At 64.6% G+C, this 18,885-nt stretch carries 10 protein-coding genes; 5 read left to right on the top strand and 5 right to left on the bottom strand.

Annotated elements, in window-relative coordinates; translation table 11 throughout:
* The first annotated feature begins 18 nt into the window (after window positions 1-18).
* Entirely contained in the window at window positions 19-798 is a 780-nt protein-coding gene (yaaA, locus tag Q1A91_RS18295) for a peroxide stress protein YaaA (protein ID WP_299880922.1), read from the top strand.
* Here yaaA and Q1A91_RS18290 read toward each other — a convergent pair.
* A complete protein-coding gene (locus Q1A91_RS18290) occupies window positions 783-2,960 on the bottom strand; it encodes an ATP-binding protein (protein WP_299880920.1) in 2,178 nt (725 codons plus the stop codon). The two genes, yaaA and Q1A91_RS18290, sit on opposite strands and share 16 nt — an antisense overlap.
* Window positions 2,961-3,086: 126 nt before the next feature.
* On the opposite strand from Q1A91_RS18290, the gene Q1A91_RS18285 reads away from it, so the two are divergent.
* From Q1A91_RS18285 to Q1A91_RS18270, 4 genes are all read left to right on the top strand, one after another.
* Window positions 3,087-8,540 (top strand): alpha-2-macroglobulin family protein, encoded by a 5,454-nt coding sequence (locus Q1A91_RS18285; RefSeq protein ID WP_299880917.1) that lies wholly within the window; start codon window positions 3,087-3,089, stop codon window positions 8,538-8,540.
* Window positions 8,537-10,558 (top strand): penicillin-binding protein 1C, encoded by a 2,022-nt coding sequence (gene pbpC, locus Q1A91_RS18280; RefSeq protein WP_299880914.1) that lies wholly within the window; start codon window positions 8,537-8,539, stop codon window positions 10,556-10,558. Before Q1A91_RS18285 ends, pbpC begins: the two co-directional genes overlap by 4 nt.
* Before the next feature lie 76 nt (window positions 10,559-10,634).
* Complete coding sequence (locus Q1A91_RS18275) at window positions 10,635-11,282, top strand: DUF1007 family protein (protein WP_299880911.1); 648 nt, start codon at window positions 10,635-10,637, stop codon at window positions 11,280-11,282.
* Window positions 11,267-12,166: a hypothetical protein gene (locus Q1A91_RS18270; RefSeq protein ID WP_299880908.1), complete on the top strand. Its 900-nt coding sequence runs from the start codon at window positions 11,267-11,269 to the stop codon at window positions 12,164-12,166. The genes Q1A91_RS18275 and Q1A91_RS18270 overlap by 16 nt, the downstream gene beginning before the upstream one ends.
* On the opposite strand, the gene Q1A91_RS18265 is transcribed toward Q1A91_RS18270, so the two are convergent.
* Genes Q1A91_RS18265 through Q1A91_RS18250 form a run of 4 tightly spaced genes read right to left on the bottom strand, consistent with a single transcriptional unit; the run spans window position 12,163 to window position 18,870 of the window.
* Window positions 12,163-14,205, bottom strand: a complete 2,043-nt coding sequence (locus Q1A91_RS18265; protein ID WP_299880905.1) for a hypothetical protein — start codon at window positions 14,203-14,205, stop codon at window positions 12,163-12,165. The genes Q1A91_RS18270 and Q1A91_RS18265 overlap by 4 nt on opposite strands.
* Window positions 14,202-16,985, bottom strand: coding sequence for a DUF4159 domain-containing protein (locus Q1A91_RS18260; RefSeq protein WP_299880903.1), 2,784 nt, complete (start codon window positions 16,983-16,985; stop codon window positions 14,202-14,204). Before Q1A91_RS18260 ends, Q1A91_RS18265 begins: the two co-directional genes overlap by 4 nt.
* Window positions 16,982-17,866 (bottom strand): DUF58 domain-containing protein, encoded by an 885-nt coding sequence (locus tag Q1A91_RS18255; RefSeq protein WP_299880900.1) that lies wholly within the window; start codon window positions 17,864-17,866, stop codon window positions 16,982-16,984. Before Q1A91_RS18255 ends, Q1A91_RS18260 begins: the two co-directional genes overlap by 4 nt.
* On the bottom strand, window positions 17,863-18,870 hold the full coding sequence (locus tag Q1A91_RS18250) for a MoxR family ATPase (protein WP_299880897.1): 1,008 nt from the start codon (window positions 18,868-18,870) through the stop codon (window positions 17,863-17,865). The genes Q1A91_RS18255 and Q1A91_RS18250 overlap by 4 nt, the downstream gene beginning before the upstream one ends.
* Window positions 18,871-18,885 lie beyond the last annotated feature (15 nt).

Here is an 18,885-nt window from a genome sequence, read left to right as displayed (position 1 = left end):
AAATCAAAGGAGACGTAAATGCTGGTGGTTATTTCCCCTGCCAAAAGGCTGGACTGGGACGCGCGCGATGTGGCGATGACGGAACCTGATTTTCAGGATGATGCGGTGCGGCTGGTGAAGACGGCCCGCAATCTGACCTTGGGCAAGCTCAAGGGGTTGATGGACCTGTCAGATGACCTGGCGCGGTTGAACCGGGACCGGTTCAAGGCCTTTGAGGATGCCCCGGGACAGGAGGTTACCCGCCCTGCTGCGCTGGCTTTTGCGGGCGACACCTATCAGGGCCTCGAAGCGGCCAGCCTGGATGCTGATGAGATGTCATGGGCGCAGGATCATTTGCGCATCCTGTCAGGGCTCTATGGTGTATTGCGCCCGTTGGATGCGATTCAGCCCTACCGGCTGGAAATGGGCAGCAGGCTCAAGACCCGGCGCGGTGGGTCGCTCTATGATTATTGGCGTGATGACCTGTCGAAAGCGCTGAATGCGCAGGCGGCGGAAGTGGGAAGTGACGTTCTGATCAATTGCGCCAGTCAGGAATACTTTGGCGCGGTGGCGCCCAAGGCGTTGAAGCTGCGGGTGATCACACCGCAATTCATGGAAGACAAAGGGGATGGCAAAGGGCCCAAGATGGTCAGCTTCTTCGCCAAGAAAGCGCGCGGTGCGATGGCCCGCTACATCATTCAGAACCGCCTGACTGATGCTGAAGCGGTCAAGGATTTTGAGACAGGGGGCTATGCGTTTGACCCTGCTGCCTCCACCCCGGAAAAACCGGTCTTTGTGCGGCCTTATCCCACCAGCTGATCGGGCTTTTGTTCCGGCTCCAGGGGGCGCATCTGGCTGGTGTGGGCGGCTTTGATCTGTTCGATGATGTCAGGTTTGCGCAGGGGCTTGGTCAGGTAGTGGTCAAGGCCTGCTTCCAGAAAGGCCTGATCGTCGCCTGCAATCGCATGGGCCGTCAGCGCGATGATCGGCACATGTGTGCCGCTTTGCGCTTCCAGTGCACGAATGGCACGGGTTGCTTCCTTGCCGTCCATACGCGGCATTGAGATGTCCATGAAGATGAGATCGGGCTGGAACGCGGTGTATTGCGTGACAGCCTCTTCTCCGTTTGGGGCAAAGATCAGATCAACATCCAGCGACTTGATCATTTTCTGGAAGACCAACTGGTTGGTGCGATTGTCCTCCGCCGCGAGGATGCGCATGGGGCGCAGGGTCTTTGGGGACCCGTCAGCGGGGCGTGGCGCGCAGGGCAGGGATGCAAGCTGGGTCAGCAGATCAAGGCGGGAAATCGGTCTGGTCAGCACCGCTTGAATACCCTCTATCGGTGCGCCCCGGTCGGCTGCACCGGGTATGTTACTGAGCAGGATCACGGGGATTGAAGGGGCACGCCCATTCAGGAATTTGGCGATCTCAAACCCGTCCTCCTCCGGAGGTCTGTGGGTGACGAAGATGGCGGCCACCTGATCGTCGCAGCCGGCGATCAGATCCTCTGGCGTGGTGTACCGCGTGGCCTTGAGCCCCAACCGTTCCATCTGCCGCTGGAAGATCGTGCTGCTGACGTCATGCGGATCAAGGATCAGGACATGGGTGAGGTTCGGCGGTATCGCGGGCAGCGCAGGCGCATCTGGTGCAATGGGCAGGTTCAGGCAGAAGGCAAAGGTCGAGCCGACCCCCTCCTCTGACTGCACGGTGATCTCTCCGCCCATCATGCGGACCAGCCGTTGGCTGATGGCGAGGCCCAGACCGGTGCCGTCAAACTGCCGGTTGCGTTCGTTTTCGACCTGATTGAAATCGTCGAAGATGTCCTGAAGCCTTACCTCCGGTATGCCAATCCCGGAATCCTCAATTCTGAATTCGATCATATCATCGGGGTCAGTCGCGCCCTTGCGCGCAAGGATCTTGACCGCGACGTGCCCGGTGGCGGTGAATTTGATCGCGTTGCCAATGAGATTGGTCAGGACCTGCCGCATCCGGCCGGGGTCGCCTGTCACTTCCGTCGGGAGATGTACGTCAAACTCCATCAGCAAGGCCAGGCCCTTGGCACGCGCTGTTGGTTGAAGCAACATCAGGACTTCGAACACGGATTGCTCCAGATTGAAGGTGCTCAAGTGGAGATCAAGTTTGCCCGCCTCGATCTTTGAGTAGTCCAGCACGTCATTGATGATCAGCAGCAGCGCTTCGCCGGAACTCTTGATCGTATCGACATAGAGGCGTTGCTCATCCGTGAGCGGAGTTTCGGCCAGCACATCAGACATGCCGACGACGCCGTTCATCGGGGTTCGGATTTCGTGGCTCATATTGGCAAGAAAGGCCGATTTGGCGCGGTTGGCGGATTCCGCGATTGCGCGCGCTTCTGACAGGCTTTTCTCGTGACGGACGCTCTCCGTGATGTCGAGGCCAAGGGAGACCATGTCACCCTCCGGTCCGCGTTGGTCGATCAGCCTGATGTAATAGCCGTTCCAAAGCTGGATAACGATCGGCTCAGGCTCCGGCGTATAGAGACGGTCGGTCATCATCTGGCGCCAGTCTTCGGGACCCAGCGCGCCGGTGTTCACAATCCCCTCTTCGGTCAGCACCTGAAGGATCGTGATGTAGTTCACGCCGGGGCGTATCTCTTCCAACCCGTCGAAGGTCGCAAGATAGGCCTCATTTGCCATGATCATTTCGTTGTCCGCGTTGAAGAAAGCAAAGCCGTCGCGGATGGTCTGGATCGAATGCCACAAACGGCGTTCGGCGATTGCGATCTTCTGATTGGCGGCGGTCAGGTCGGATCGAAAGCGCTGGTTTTCGTCGCGGATCGTTTCCACGACGGCACGTGTCTTGACGATCTTCTCGGTCAACTCGCGCGCGTGCAGCCCCAGCTTGCGATTGGCCGCGTGCAATTCGGCCTGCTTGAGCTCCAGCATACGTTCCGCAGCCAGCCTGCCGCGACGCTCTTCGGTGAGTTTGTTTGCAAGGCTCATCACATTCCTTCGCGCATCTGCACGCGGCTGGGCGCAAACTGGCCGAACGAGGTGAATATCTGGTTTATCTTGCGGGGTGGCGGGCGGTCATGCGACGTTTGATGCAAGCCAAACAGGAGTGATCCCATGCCCTTTCTTGCTCATTTGCGTCTGTGTCTTGCTGCGGTGCTTGCGGTTTGGGTGACGGGAGCCGCGCAGGCGCAGCAGAGCGGTGCGGATATCGTGCCGGATCATCGGTATCTGTTCGTGCGCGATGTGGATTTCTTCGGCGCTGATCTGACCAATCTGTTCAATACCAATCAAGCGGCCTGTGAGCGGGCCTGCTCGGCCCAGGCAGGCTGCACGGCGTTCACGTTCAACACCCGGTCGAATGCGTGCTTTCCCAAGGCCGGTGTCGCGGAACAACAAGCCTATGAGGGGGCGATTTCAGCGCGCAAGGTGGCGACGGACCCACAGGTGCTGGCCTTTGTTCCGGCGCGCCGGGATGCCTTGCGGTTCATGTCGCCCGCAGACATCCAGCGGGCGGCGGATCTGCTGCGGGCCAACAGCCGTCTGTATTCCTTTCAGGGCGAGCAGATCAGCGATCTGATCGCCGCGCTGGACGGTGCCGCGCAGCGGGGCGATGTGCCCTCTGCTCTTGGCTGGGCGGGCAAGGCGGTGGCACTGTCGGATCAGGCCGCACTCTGGCAGCGCTATGCGGAGCTGTCGCTGGCGCGGGCGCTTGAGATCAAGGGCAGTGACCGTCGTCGTGCGTACCGGCGGGGATTGGCGGCCTCGGTCAATGCCTATCTGCGGGCGCCGGATGCCGCACAGCAGGCTGCGGCGGCTGAGGTTGTGGCCCGCGCGCTGGAGGCCAACCGCCGCGGGCGGGATATGATCGCGGCCCTGCGGCTGGCGCTGTCACATGCACCGCGGGCAGATCTGGAGACGGCGCTGGACACGGCCATCGGCAAATACGGGTTCCGCATCACGGAACACCGCGTGGACAACAACGCCGCCAACCCGCGCATTTGTGCGGAGTTCTCTGAGAAACTTGTGCCTGCGGGGGTCGACTATGACCCCTTTGTGCGCAGTGTCACGCCGGGTCTTGTGGTGCAGGCGGATGAAAGTCAGCTGTGTCTCGACGGGGTTGAGCATGGCAAGCGGTACGAGGTCACGTTCCGCGCGGGCCTGCCTGCGGCAAGCGGTGAGGTGTTGCACAAGGATGTGGCGCTGGCGCTTTATGTGCGGGACCGGCAGCCTGTCGCGCGCTTTGGCGGGCGGGCCTATGTGCTGCCACGCAGTGCCGATGCCGCGATGCCGATTGAGACGGTGAATGTCGATACGGTTGATCTGACCCTGCACCGTCTTAGCGACCGCAATCTGGTGCGGGCCCTGCGTGACAGCTATGTCGGGCGGCCGTTGAGCAAATATGAGGCAGAAATCCTCGACCGTGATCTGGCGCAGGCCGTTTGGGAGGGCGAAGGGACGGTTCAGAACACGCTCAATCAGGACATGACGACACGGCTGCCGCTGGGCGAGGCGCTCAAAGACCAACCGCCAGGGATCTATGTGCTGAGCGCTGCGGTGCCGGGGCAGGATCCGTATGAATACCCCGCAGCGACGCAGTGGTTTGTGCTGACCGATCTGGGCTTGTCCACGTGGTCCGGTGTCGATGGATTGCAGGTCGCAGTACGGAGCCTTGGGGACACGGGTGCACGGGAAGGGGTGACGCTGAGCCTCATTTCGCAAGCCAATGCGGTTCTGGGCGAAGTGGTCACCGACGGCGAAGGATATGCGCAATTCAGCGCTGGCTTGATGCGTGGGACAGGTGCGGCCAGCCCGGCCGTTCTGATGGCGGAAGGGGCGGCGGGGGATGTGACCTTCCTGCCTCTTACGGGACCGGCCTTTGATCTGTCGGATCGCGGGGTGGAGGGACGCCCCCCTGCACCGCCGATTGATACGTTTCTGACCACGGATCGGGGTGCCTACCGCGTGGCCGAAGTGATCCACGCGACTGTATTGACCCGAGATCAACAGGCGCATGCGCTGGACGGGCTGCCGGTGACGGCGATCCTGCGCAGGCCCGATGGGGTGGAATACAGCCGTCAGTTGAGTCAGCAGGCACGGTCAGGTGGACATGTGTTCAGCCTGCCTCTGGGCACGGATGTGCCGCGCGGGGCGTGGCGTGTGGATGTGATGGCGGATGTGGATGCGCCCCCACTTGCCAGCCAGACCGTGCTGGTGGAGGATTTCCTGCCCGAACGGATCGACTTTGATCTGACGCTGCCGAATGCGCCTCTCAGTCCACGCGCAGCACCGCCGTTGACGGTCGAAGTGCGGTATCTGTTTGGTGCGCCGGGTGCGGGGCTGCGGGTTGAGGGGGATGTGCGGTTGCGCGCAACGCGGTCGATGGAGGGATGGAACGGTTATCTCTTTGGGCCCTATGATGCCCCGCTGCGGCCATTGACCCGCGCGCTGGAAGGGGCGGAAACCGATGCGAGTGGTCGCGCCGTTTTGCCGTTCCGGCTGCCGCAACTGGATGAAAACCCCGGCCTGCCGCTGAGCGTTGAAGCGGTGGTGCGCGTCGCCGAAGGATCCGGTCGCCCCGTAGAGCGGCGGTTGGAGAAACCTGTGATGCCGGGTCTGCCGCTGATCGGGATCAAACCTGCGGCGGAGGGTGTTTTGCCGGAGGGGGCAGAGGCGCGGTTTGATCTGATCAGTCTCGATGCTCAGGGGGTGGCGGCAGACATGCCGGTGCGCTGGACCGTCAACAAGGTGCAGACGCGGTATCAATGGTATCAGCTCTATGGCAATTGGGAGTGGGAGCCGGTCACGCGCCGTATTCGTGTCGCGACCGGAGAGATGACGCTGGGCGGTGAGCCGGTCGCTGTCACCGCGCCGACCGATTGGGGCCGATACGAATTGGTGGTGGAGCAGTTGGGCGCGCCGTTTGTAACCTCATCGGTGCAGTTCCAGTCCGGCTGGTACGGGGCAGAAGACGGCAAGGACACGCCGGACCGTCTGTCCTTGTCGCTGGATGCGGAAACCTACGATCTGGGCGATCCCGTGCAACTGCGCATCGTGCCGGAAAGCGACGGGATTGCGATGATCACGGTCCTGTCGAACCGGGTGGTTGAGCGGCGCGTGGTGCCGGTGACAGCGGGCGAGAACATTGTGCCGCTGGAGGTCACAGCCGACTGGGGCAGCGGGGCGTATGTGACGGCGTCGGTACTGCGGGGCATGGATGTTGCGGCGGGGCAGATGCCCGCGCGCAGTCTGGGGCTGGCCCATGCGGCGGTGCGGCCCGGCAACCGGGCGCTGAAGGTGTCGATTGATGCGCCAAGCGACGTCGATGGGCAACCGGGCGTGCTGCGCGCTGTTGTGACAGTGGACGGTGTTGCGCCGGGGCAGGACGCTCATCTGACGCTGGCTGCGGTTGATGTGGGTATTCTGAACCTCACCGGTTTTGAGGCGCCCGATCCGAAAGGGCACTACTTTGGCCAGCGCCGCCTCGGGGTTGAGTTGCGCGATGTCTATGGTCGGCTGATTGACGGATTGAACGGGGCAATGGGCACCGTGCGTTCAGGCGGGGATGCGGCCAGTGCGGCACGGTCGCAGGCGGTGCCGCCGACGGAAAAGCTGATGGCGTGGTTCTCCGGCCCGGTGACGGTGGGCGCGGATGGCACGGCTGTGGTGGAGATCGAGAAGCCTGCGTTTAACGGTACGATCCGGCTGATGGCCGTGGCGTGGTCTGACACTGGGGTGGGCGATGCAGTGGCAGAAGTGGTGGCGGCAGATCCTGTGGTCGTCACGGCCTCCTTGCCCCGGTTCCTGACACCTGCGGATGACAGCCGTTTGCTGCTGGAATTGGTCCATGCACAGGGGCCTGCGGGAGAGATGGCGCTGCGCGTATCGCAGAGCGGTGGTGTGATGCTGGGTGGCGTGCCGGAGGCTGTGACGCTGGCGGAGCAAGGCTCAGCCCAGATCGCGGTGCCCTTGCGGGCGCTGGAGACGGGCGATCATACCATCGACGTTGTGCTGACCCCGCCGGGTGGCGCGCCGCTGCGCAAGACGTTGATCTTGCCGGTACGGGACACGGATCCGGAGGTGGCGGTGACGCGGCAGTTCTCGCTCGCGCCGGGGGAGATGTTTACCTTTGATGCGGAAGTGCTGGCAGGTCTGCGGACCGGTACAGGCAGTGCGACGCTGACGGCCGGGCCGCTCGCCCGGTTCGATGTGCCGGGGCTGTTGCGGCAGTTGGACCGCTACCCGTATGGCTGCACAGAACAGGTCACATCCGGTGCGATGCCGCTGCTCTACCTCAGTTCGGTGGCGCAGCAGGCGGGCATTGGCGGACCGGGGGAGATTGCCAAACGGGTTGAGGATGCCATCGCAAGGGTCCTGACCCGGCAAAGCAGCAATGGGGCGTTTGGGCTGTGGCGCGCGTCTTCGGGTGAATTCTGGCTGGATGCCTATGTGACGGATTTCCTGTCCCGCGCGCGGCAGGAGGGGTTTGCCGTGCCGGATCAGGCCTTCACACTGGCGCTGGACAACCTGCGCAACCGGATCAACTATGCACCTGATTTTGATCGTGGTGGCGAAGACATCGCCTATGCCCTGTTGGTGCTGGCCCGCGAAGGGGCAGCACAAATGGGGGATTTGCGGTATTACGCGGATACCAAACGAGAGGCGTTTGCGACCCCGATGGCAGCGGCGCAGCTGGGTGCTGCCTTGGCGGCTTATGGCGATCCCCTGCGGGCGGATGCGATGTTCCGGCGGGCGGGGGATTTGTTGAACGTGCAGCCTGTGGACAGCGGCTGGCGGAGCGATTTTGGCACATCCCTGCGGGATACGGCTGCGGTGCTGAAGCTGAGCGCGGAGGCTGGCAGTGCGGCGCTGGAACCGGCGGTGCTGATTTCTCAGGTGCGCCGCGACGGGGGGCGCTTGTCAACGCAGGAGGCGGCTCAGGTGGTGTTGGCGGCACATGCGCTGGCTGATCCACGTGCGGTGCCTGCTTTGGCGGTGAACGGCGTGCCCGCGCGGGGGCCGGTGGTGCGGCGTTTGTCAGGTCAGGGCGATGCGGCATCGACGGTCGAGAATGTCTCCAACCAGCCGATGGACGTGACGTTGACGGCCTACGGTGTGCCAGAGGTCGCGCCGGAGGCGGGCGGCTACGGCTATGCCATCACCCGGCGCAGCTTCACCATGGAGGGGGCGGAAGTGTCCGGCCCCTATACCGCCGGGGAGCGGCGCGTGGTGGTGCTGGAGGTGTCGCCCTTTGAGGATGTGGGCGCGCGGTTGATCGTGGATGACACACTGCCTGCGGGGTTGGAAATCGACAATCCGAACCTTCTGCGCAGCGGCGATGTTGCCGGGCTGGATTGGCTCAAGACCACCACGACAGCGCATGTCGAGTTCCGTGCGGACCGGTTTCTGGCCGCCGTGGATCACCGCAGCGCGGCACCCTTCCAGCTGGCCTATATCGTGCGTGCGATCACACCGGGCAGCTATCGTCACCCGGCCGCCACGGTGGAGGACATGTATCGGCCTGAGTATCGTGCCAATACCGCAACCGGTCAGGTGATCGTGCAGCCATGATTCGGCGGCATGGCCTCTTTGCGCTGGTGCTGCTGCTGGGGGTGGCGGCTGGTCTGCGGGATCATCTGGATGAACTGATTGCGCAGACGGATTTGCCGCCCGTTCTGGCGGAGACCTCCGTTGAGGTTCGGGACCGCAACGGCGCGCTGTTGCGGGTGTTTCCGGTTGAGGACGGGCGGGTGCGGATGGCGGTGCAGGCGGCGGCGGTTGATCCCGCGTTCCTTGCGATGCTGATCGCCTATGAGGACAAGCGGTTCTACCAGCACAACGGCGTTGATGCGCGGGCGCTGCTGCGTGCCGGGGTGCAGGCGTTGCGGGCGGGCGAAGTTGTCTCTGGCGGCTCGACGCTGAGCATGCAGGTGGCGCGGTTGATGGAAAACTCCGGCACCGGGCGCTGGCGCGGCAAGCTGCGGCAGATGCGCGTGGCGCTGGCGTTGGAGCGGCGGTTTTCCAAGGCGGAGATCCTGAACCTCTATCTGCTGCATGCACCCTATGGCGGGCCGCTGGAGGGGGTGCGGGCGGCATCGCTTGCGTGGTTCGGCAAGGAGCCTGCGCGGCTGACGCAGGCGGAAGCGGCGTTGCTGGTGGCCCTGCCGCAAGCGCCAGAGGGACGCCGCCCGGATCGCTACCCCGACGCGGCGAAGGCGGCGCGTGCACGTGTGCTCCACCGGATCAACGCCCCCGAAGCAGTTCTGTCCGCGCCTGTTCCCAAGTCCATGCGCCCCTTGCCCCGGCTGGCCGCCCATCTGGCAGATCAATTGCGGGTCGCACGACCGGGGATTGAGCGTTTTGACCTGACTGTTGATGCTGAAATCCAGCGTTCCATCACCGCGCTGGCGCGGCGTGCGGTGGCAGGGCAGGCGGCAGGGGTGTCAGCGGCGATTGTCGTCGCGGACCATCAGACAGGGGCAGTGCGCGCTTCTGTGGCGGCACCTTGGTACGATGGGCGCAATGCGGGTTTTGTCGATATGACGCGGGCTGCACGCTCTCCCGGATCGACGCTGAAGCCGCTGATCTATGGATTGGCCTTTGATCAGGGGTTCGCGCATCCCGATACGCTGATTGAGGACAGCCCTGTCGCCTTTGGCCGGTATGCCCCGCAGAATTTCGACGGGCAGTTTCGTGGCGATGTGACCGTGCGGGAGGCGTTGCAGCTCTCGCTCAATATCCCGCCGGTGCGGCTGACCCATGCGCTGGGGCCTGCGCGGCTGATGGAGGGCCTGCGGCGGAGCGGGGCCGAACCGCAGCTTCCCGGCGGTTTGCCGGGGCTGGCGGTGGCGCTGGGCGGTGTCGGGCTCAGCCTGAATGATCTGGTTCAGGTCTATGCGGGGATCGCGCAGGGCGGCGTGGCGCGGCCTTTGCACTGGGAGCAGGGGGGTAGTCCGGCGCCGAGCCCACGTGTGATGTCGCGCGCTGCTGCCTGGCATGTGGGGCATATCCTTGCGGGCATCGCGCCACCTGCGGGCACCGGGGCCGAAGTCGGGCGCATTGCCTATAAAACCGGCACGTCCTATGGGCACCGCGATGCCTGGGCTGTCGGGTTTGACGGGCGGCATGTGATTGGCGTCTGGCTGGGACGGCCCGATGGCACGCCCGTGCCGGGGGCCTTCGGTGGTGATCTGGCAGCACCGGTCCTGTTTGAGGCCTTTGGGCGCTTGGGCATGCCCCTCACTCCACTGCCTGCGCCACCGCCGGAGACGTTGATCCTGTCCACCGCCTCCCTGCCATTGCCCCTGCAACGGTTCAGGGGGTGGGAGGCCGCTTTTGCAGGGGCCAGGGATGCACCGATTGTGCGGTTTCCGCCGCAAGGTGCGGTGCTGGCCGGGGGCGGGGATGGCGTGCCGCTGAAGATACAATCGGGGCGGTTGCCGCTGACGGTTCTGGTGGATGGCGCGCCCTTCCGGACCGGGTTGCGGCGACGGGATGTGATGCTGCCTGCGGCGCTTGACGGGTTCACGCAGATCAAGGTGATTGATGCCGCAGGCCGTGCGGCAAGCGTCGGGTTCCGGATTGACTGAAAGGGGCGGCGGACCCCCGCCTTGCGACCCTTTGGAAACTTGTCCCTCCCCCTGTCACTGGGGTATCACCACCCGGATGAAACACGCGCTTGCCCTTGCTGTCACCCTTGGCACTGCGGCCCCTCTGGGCGCGCATCCGCATATCTTTATCGACACCGGCCTGCGCCTGTCGTTCGACGCGGCAGGTGTGTTGCAAACGGTTGAAGTGACGTGGATTTATGATCCGCTTTATTCGCTCTTGGTGACTGAGGACATGCGGCTTGATCCTGACTTTGACGGCGTGCTGACGCAGGCGGAGATCGATCAACTGACCGGGTTCGACATGCAGTGGGTCGAGGGGTTCAACGGCGATCTGGAGATCCGGCAGGAGGGCGCGCTGCTGCCGCTTTCGGGACCGATGGAATACACCGCGTCATTTGCCGAGGGGCAGATCACCACAACACATGTGCGGCAGGTCGAAGGGATGACAGCAGGCAAACCGCTGGCGCTGAAACCCTACGATCTGACGTATTACACCGCCTATGACGTGACTCTTCCAACGGAGATTATCGGCAGCGATGCCTGCCGCACCCGTGTCGAGATGCCTGATCTGACCTCAGGGCTGGAGCAGGTCCGTGCACAGCTTGAGGCGCTCGACCCCGACATTGATCCCGCTGATGTCGGGTTTCCGGACATCGGCGCAAAGCTGGCGACAACGGTGATCGTGACATGCGCCGCATCCTGAGCTTTGTTGCGATAACCCTGCTGGTGGTGCTGGGCGTGCTCTGGATGACGGGGGCGTTTGACCGGATTGGTTTCTGGGCGGCACAGCAACAACGCGGGTTTCAGGAGACCATCGCCTTGTCCCTGCGCGCTGCACGTGCCGGAGAGGCTGGGGCGGTGCTGGCTTTGTTGGGGGCCTGTTTCGCCTATGGGCTCGCCCATGCAGCGGGGCCGGGGCATGGCAAGGTGCTGATTGGCGGCTACGGGATGGCGCGCGCCGTGCCGATGGTGCGCCTGTCGCTGATTGCGCTCGCGGCATCACTGGGGCAGGCGGTGACGGCTGTGGCGCTGGTCTATGCCGGGGTGTTGGTGTTCAACCTCGGCCGTGTGGCGCTTGTGGGCGTGACGGAGGATGTCATGGCGCCGGTGAGCTATGGTGCGATTGCGTTGATTGGCTTGTGGCTGATGTGGCGGGGTTGGCGGCGGGTGCGGGAACCGGTTCAGCATCACGATCATGCCCATGAAGGCGAGGGTGTGGTCTGTTCCAGCTGCGGGCACGCGCATGGGCCGACGCTGGATCAGGTGAGCGAGACGCGCAGCCTGCGCGATGCGTTGATGTTGATCGGTGGAATCGCGGTGCGGCCCTGTACCGGGGCGCTTTTTGTATTGATCCTGACCTGGCAGATGGGGATCGGGATGATCGGGGTTGCCGGGGCCTTTGCCATGGCGCTTGGCACGGGGATCGTCACGATTGCCGTTGGTCTGGCGGCGGGGGGTCTGCGCGGCGGGATGTTGGCCGGGATCACCGGCTCCCCCCGGTTTGCACAGGTGGCTGCGGTGGTTGAATTGCTGGCGGGTGGCGTTGTGGTGCTGCTGGCAGGGGGGTTGTTGTTGCGCGCGCTTTAGCGGCGGCCTTCACGCAGCCATGCAGCGGTGATCAACACAGCTGACAGCAGCAGCACCAGCCATGGCGGCAGGATCGCCGTTTGCCGCACATCCAGTGTTTCATACGCGTCGCGCGGGGTCAGCCCGATCCAGCCGCGTCCGGCGGCAGGCCGTCCTGCCCGCACATCGCGCACGCGCGGCAGGCCGTTTTCAAGGCGGATCACCCCACCCCGCAGGGCATCCACCTGCGGCGTCAGGGCGTCTGCGCTGGCGATGGTCTCCACAAACTCACGGGGGGCTGCTGGGCCGAGGCCGATGACCGCGTTCTGGTCGCCATTTGCCAGACGATACAGGCCAATCTCCGGACCTTCGAACACGGTCTCGAACTGACCGGGTGCCTTTTCTTCAAACGTCAGCTCAACGGTGCTGCCGTCAGGCGCGGTGATCGTGACGGGCGGAACAGTTTCGCCCAGGGTCCGGCGGGAAATGCGCATGGTCTGACCTTCTGCGGTGGCGGTCAGGGCTTCTTCCTCAAGCTCGGGCTCTTTCATCATCCAATGGGCAAGGCGGCGCAGCAGTTCCAGTTGCGGACCACCGCCCTCATATCCACGGCTCCACAGCCAGGCGTGGTCCGAGGCGATCAGCGCCACGCGGCCTTCGCCAACGCGGTTCAGCACCAGCAGCGGGCGTTCGTCCACGCCTTGCATCACCACGTTGCCCTGTGGATTGCCCACATCGATCTGGCGCAGCCAGCGGCCCCAGTCGCCGGCGGAAGGCAGGTTGGTGGTGACGGGATGGCGCTGGCCCAGTTCGGTGACCGTCGGCAGATAGGGCTCCTCGACGACGCGCGCGGTGGGCGTTGCGGGCAGGACCTGACCCAGAGGAGAGCGGAAGAGACTGTCGGCGGAGGCAAAGTCAGGACCTGCGGCAACCAGCACCGCACCCCCTTCGCGCACGTAGTTTGCTACGTTGTCCAGATAAAGCGCGGGCAGAATGCCACGGCGTTTGTAGCGGTCGAAGATGATCAGATCGAAGTCCTGGATCTTCTCCATGAACAACTCGCGCGTGGGAAAGGCGATGAGGGAAAGCTCATCGACGGGCACGCCATCCTGCTTTTCCGGAGGCCGAAGGATGGTGAAATGCACCAGATCGACGGAACTGTCTGATTTCAGCAGGTTGCGCCAGGTGCGGCCGCCGGGATGGGGTTCACCGCTGACCAGCAGCACACGCAGGCGGTCGCGCACGCCGTTCATCTGGATGAGCGCGCTGTTGTTGCGGTCGGTCAACTCGCCGTCGGCCTGCGGAAGGGAAAACCGGATCACGTTGCGCCCGCCGTGGGGCAGGGTGATGGGCAGTTCCAGATCTTCGCCAACAGGCACGCGGAAGGTCTGTGGGGCGTCCCCGTCAACAGAGATGTCGAGCTCGGCCAGTTGCTGATCCGCTGGGGCCGCGCCCAGATCGTCGATGCGCAGGGTCAGGGTGACGGGTTCTCCGATGATCGCGAAAGCAGGGGCGTTGCGGACGGTCAGACGGCGGTCCCAGTCGGCTTCCAGCCCGCTCATCAGCAGGTGCATGGGGGCGGGCAGATTGATGGGCAGGTCCGCGTCATGCACACGGCCATCGCTGATCGCGATGACCCCGGCAACGCGGCCACGGGGTTCTTCGGCCAGCGCATCCGTGAGGGTGCGCATCAACTCGGTTCCCGCATCGCCTGCGCCGTCGGGCACGGTGACACGGCGCAGTTCGGTGTTGGGGCGCGCCGCAATGCTGGCGGCCAGTGCATTGGCGGCATCACTGCTTTGTGCTGCGCGGTCGCCCAGCCGTTGGCTGGCGCTTTGGTCTTCGACCATCAGAACAATGTCACTGAGCGGCGCGCGGTCTTCCTGCTGGTAAGAGGGTCCGGCCAGCGCGCCAAGCACGACAAGGGCGGCCAGCCCGCGCAGGGCCCAGCCGTTGAGGCCGCGCAGAACGGCAATCACCACAGCTGCCAAGGCAATCGCAGCAACCACGGCCAGCAGGGGCAGTGGAACCAGCGGGTCAAGGATCAGCGTGCCGGTCATTGGCCCAGCCGATCCAGCAGGGCAGGCACATGGACCTGATCCGACTTATAATTGCCCGTCAGCACGTGCATCACCAGATTGACGCCAAAGCGGTTGGCCAGCTCCCGCTGTCGTTCGCCGGAAAAGCCGCGCCCGATGGGCAGCAGTGGCGCGCCGTTTTCGCGCACGGCCCATGCAGACGCCCAGTCGTTGCCGCCGATCACCACGGGTGTCACACCGTCGTTGAGATTGCGGAAGGGCATGCCGGGGGTCTGTTCTGCGTCCGGGGGGGCGGCCTCAACCCAGACATCGCGGCTGATGTGGCGGCCGGGGAAATCCTGCAACAGGTAGAAGGTGCGGGTCAGCACATGGTCGCTGGGCAGTGGTTCCAGCGGGGGAATGTCCAGCGGGGCAGCAAGGTCTTGCAGCTTGCGGCCATTGGGGCTGGCCGCGCCGAACCGCGCGATGTCCGCGTCGCGGGTGTCAAACAGGATCAGACCACCAGAACGCAGGTAGTCGTTCAGTTTCACATATGCCTCGGACGAGGGGCGCGGCTGGTCGGGTGTGATGGGCCAGTAGAGGATCGGGAAGAAGGCCAGTTCATCCGTCTCAAGGTCGACGGCGGTGGGCTGCGCAGGCTCCACCGAGGTGCGGAAGAACAGCGTGTCCGAAAGCCCGCGCATGCCTGCTTCGGAAATCTCATCAAGGCGGCGGTCACCGGTGATGACATAGGCGAGCGAGACCTCAACCGTGGCGGCCAGCGCGAATTCCTCAAGCTCTGCATCGCTTTGGGCCTGCGCCTGAGGCGCGGGGAGGAGCAGCAGGGCAAGGGCCAGTCCGGCGGCGGTGCGCGCTTTTGAATTGGTGCTGAAAAGACGCCCGGACAGGGCGAGGGAGGCCAGCACATCAACCGCCAGCAGAAGGATCGCAAGGCTGAGCAGCCATCCGGCGATGGGCTGTTCCGGCGCAACGCTCAATCCCCGCACGGGAACGGAGGCGGGCCATGTCGCGGGTGTCAGCGTGTCTCCGGCGGCAAAGACGTTGCGGGCAAAACGCTGGTCCGCGTTGGCGTAGATGCCGGGGGGCAGTGCGGGACCGGCGGCGGCATCAATCAGGTCTGCGCCGTCCACGCCGGGCAGCGTGCCCGCGTCCGACAGGGTGCCATAGCCATCCATGACGCGCAGTGGGGTCCAAGTGGTGCCTGCAAGGTCCTCCGCCTCCGGCGTGTTGGCGGCGGAGGACACGACGAGGCGTTCCATCATCTGCACAAACAGACCCGACAGCGGCAGGGAGGACCATTCTGCTGTTGCCGTCACATGGAACAACACGATCTGTCCCTGTCCGACGTTCTTGCGGGTGACCAGCGGGGTGCCATCGCTGAGTGCCGCTATGACACGTTCGGCCAATGTGGGGTCGGGTTGGGCCACGACCTGCGCCGTGACGGAGACGTCATCGGGCAAGGTCAGTCCGAAAAAAGGGGAGGTGTCGCGGAAGGGGGCAAGGGACTTCGGCTCTCCCCAGCTCATCGCGCCACCAACGCTGCGGCCACCGGCGCGCAGGCGGACGGGCATCAGCGGATCTTCGTCAATGCGGCTGACGTCGCTGGCGGCGATGCGGGGGCCCGCGAACCGGATCAGCATGCCACCACGGTCGATCCAATCGAGCAGCGGTGTGGTTTCCGCTTCAGACAGGGTCGCGATGTCGGCCAGAACGATCACATCGGGGTTGGCGGGCAGGACTTCGGCGATGCCGCCGTCGATCAGGTCCGCCGTCGGGGCGAGCGCCTGTTCGATGTAGTGCAGCGGGGACAGCAGTTGCAGGCCTTCACGGTCGTTGCGCCCGCCGATCAGCGCCACTTCGCGGCGTTGCAATCCATCATCGACCAGCGTGATCGCCCCGGCAGAGCGTTGCCCGGCGATGGAGAACCCGGTGATCCGCGCGCGCAGTTCGGCGGGCAGCGACAGGTCCGTGCTGATCTGGGTATCACCGGGGCCGAATTCTGCCGTAGCGGTTGCCAGATTGCGGGCGTTGCCCGCCGGATCACGCCCCTCCGCAAGGATGGAGACAGAGCGCGCCACACCGGGCACGGCGCGGCTCACAGATAGGGTCACCACGTTGTCTTCATAGGTCGCGGGCGCGATGGCCAGCACATTGGCGGCGGTCTGGTAGACCTCCACCGCGCCTTGGGATTGCAGGGCAGACAGCACAGCGTCGCGCCCCTCGAAATCAAGCGCATCGCTGAACCAAAGGGTGTCAAAAGCCTCCATCTCATCCACGATCTCTGCCAGTCGGGCGGCGTGATCGGGGGAGGGTTGCCAGGGCGCAGGCTGCAACCCGGCAAGCCGTGTGCGCCAGACGTCCGCGCTTTGGAACATAGGCGGTTCGGGCTGCGTCAGGGTCATGAAAGCCACTGTGCGGCCAGCACGGCCTGCGCGGGACAACTGCGCTTCAATCGCTTCGGTCTGGGCAGGCCAGCGCGTGGCCCCGGCCCAGCTGCCATCCAGCAGAATAAGCAAAGGACCGTCGCCTTCGGCACGTTGTTCTTCGGGGTTCAGGATGGGACCGGCAAGGCCAAGGATGATGGCAGCCACCGCCAGCATGCGCAGCAAAAGCAGCCACCACGGCGTGCGGTCCGACACGCTTTCATCGTCGCGCAGACCCAACAGCAGTGCCACCCCAGGAAAGCGGCGGCGCAGGGGGGCGGGCGGTACGGCGCGCAGGATCAGCCAGAGGATCGGCAGCGCTGCAAGCGCCACCAACAGCCAGGGGGCCGTGAAACCGATGCCACCCAGAACCGTCATGCGGCCACGCCCACACGTGCGGCCAGTGCACCATAGAGCCACAGAAGCGCTGATTGCGCGGAGGCGTCGGTGTGGTGCAGGCCGTACTGCCAGCCCGTCACGGCGCAGAGCGATTGCAGCTCTGCCTTGCGTGTTGCCAGCCGCTCCAGATAGCGGTCCTTGAGGTCGTTTGCCTTGAGCGTTTCATGGCGCAGCGTGCCGCCCATGCTTTCAAAGATGGTCCGTCCGGTGAAGGGGAACGCTTCCTCCGAAGGGTCGAGGATGTGGAACAACACGCCGCGCACGCCCCGGTCGGCGGCTTTGGTCAGGGCCAGTTGCACTTCGGCCAGATCGCCCATGAAATCAGAGATGAACACGGCGCGGGCATGGGGGATCATCGCGCGGTGTTCGGGCGGGCTGTAGTCGGCTGCGTCATCCTCGCAGAGCATTTCGGCGATCCGCAGGATCTGCGCATTGCCCCGGCGGGGTGGCAGAGTGGTGCCGGTAAAGCCCACACGTTCGCCGCCACGCACCAGCAGGATGGCTGCGGCCATGGCCAGAACGCGGGCGCGTTCGGATTTCTCCGGCAGGTTCGGGTCAGAAGAGAACCGCATCGACGCGCCCTGATCCACCCAGAGCATCACCGATTGAGCGATTTGCCATTCGCGTTCGCGCACGAACTCCTGATCGCCCATGGCCGAACGTCGGTGATCAATCATCCGGCGGCTGTCGCCCATTTGCGCGGGCCGGTATTGCCAGAAATCATCGCCCAGCCCTGCACGCCTGCGCCCGTGTGCGCCCAGAAGGACAGCACCGGCAAGATGCTCTGCCCGCGCCAGCAGGGCGGGAAAGCGGTCGGCCTGCTCTTCAGCGGCGCCGCGCAGGGAGACGGGCGTGGTCACGCGGCAGCCCTGGATCCGGTCAGGCTGGCGGAGGTCTCATCAATCAACGTCTGCAAGCTGTCGCCGCGGGCACGGGCGGCGAAGTTCAGCGCCATGCGGTGGCTGAGGACGGGGCGGGCCATGTCCAGCACGTCTTCGGCGGAAGGAGCCAGCCGCCCTTGCAGCAGCGCGCGGGCGCGCACGGCGAGCATCAGAGCCTGCGCCGCACGCGGGCCGGGACCCCATGCCACGGTTTCACGCACCTGCTGGCTGACGCCGTCTTCGTCGGGGCGGAAGGCGCGCACCAGATCGAGGATCATCTCCACCACAGACTCGCCCACGGGCATCCGGCGCAGGAGGCGCTGGGCGGCTAAAAGTTCTTCAGTTGTAAAGACTTCCGTGGATTCAGCCTCGCTCTCCCCGGTGGTGGCGAGGAGGATGTCACGCTCCGTATCCCGGTCGGGGTAGGCGACGTCGATCTGCACGAGGAAACGGTCCAGCTGCGCTTCGGGCAGGGGGTAGGTGCCTTCCTGCTCAATCGGGTTTTGCGTGGCAAGCACGTGGAACGGCATGCCCAGTTGGCGGGCCTGTCCCGCGACGGTCACGGTCTTTTCCTGCATCGCCTGCAACAGGGCGGACTGGGTGCGCGGGCTGGCGCGGTTGATCTCATCTGCCATCAGAAGCTGGCAGAAAATCGGACCTTCAATGAAGCGAAAGGACCGCGAGCCGTCTTCGGAGGTGTCGAGCACTTCGGAGCCCAGAATGTCCGCAGGCATCAGGTCCGGGGTGAATTGCACCCGGTTGCCATGCAGGCCCATCACGGTGCTAAGTGTTTCCACAAGCCGGGTTTTTCCAAGTCCCGGCAGGCCGATCAGCAACCCGTGGCCGCCGCACAGAAGGGCGGTCAGCGTCAGGTCCACCACCCGTTCCTGACCGATAAAGCGGTTGGTGATGGATTGCTTGGCATCGGCCAGCTTCCCGCCCAGCGCCTCGATTTCGGCGACCATGTCTTCTGCTTGGCTCATGACAATTGCATCCCT

The sequence above is a fragment of the uncultured Sulfitobacter sp. genome (assembly GCF_947500075.1).
In the GTDB taxonomy this organism is placed as follows: domain Bacteria; phylum Pseudomonadota; class Alphaproteobacteria; order Rhodobacterales; family Rhodobacteraceae; genus Sulfitobacter.
This window is presented reverse-complemented; position numbering and strand designations above follow the sequence as displayed.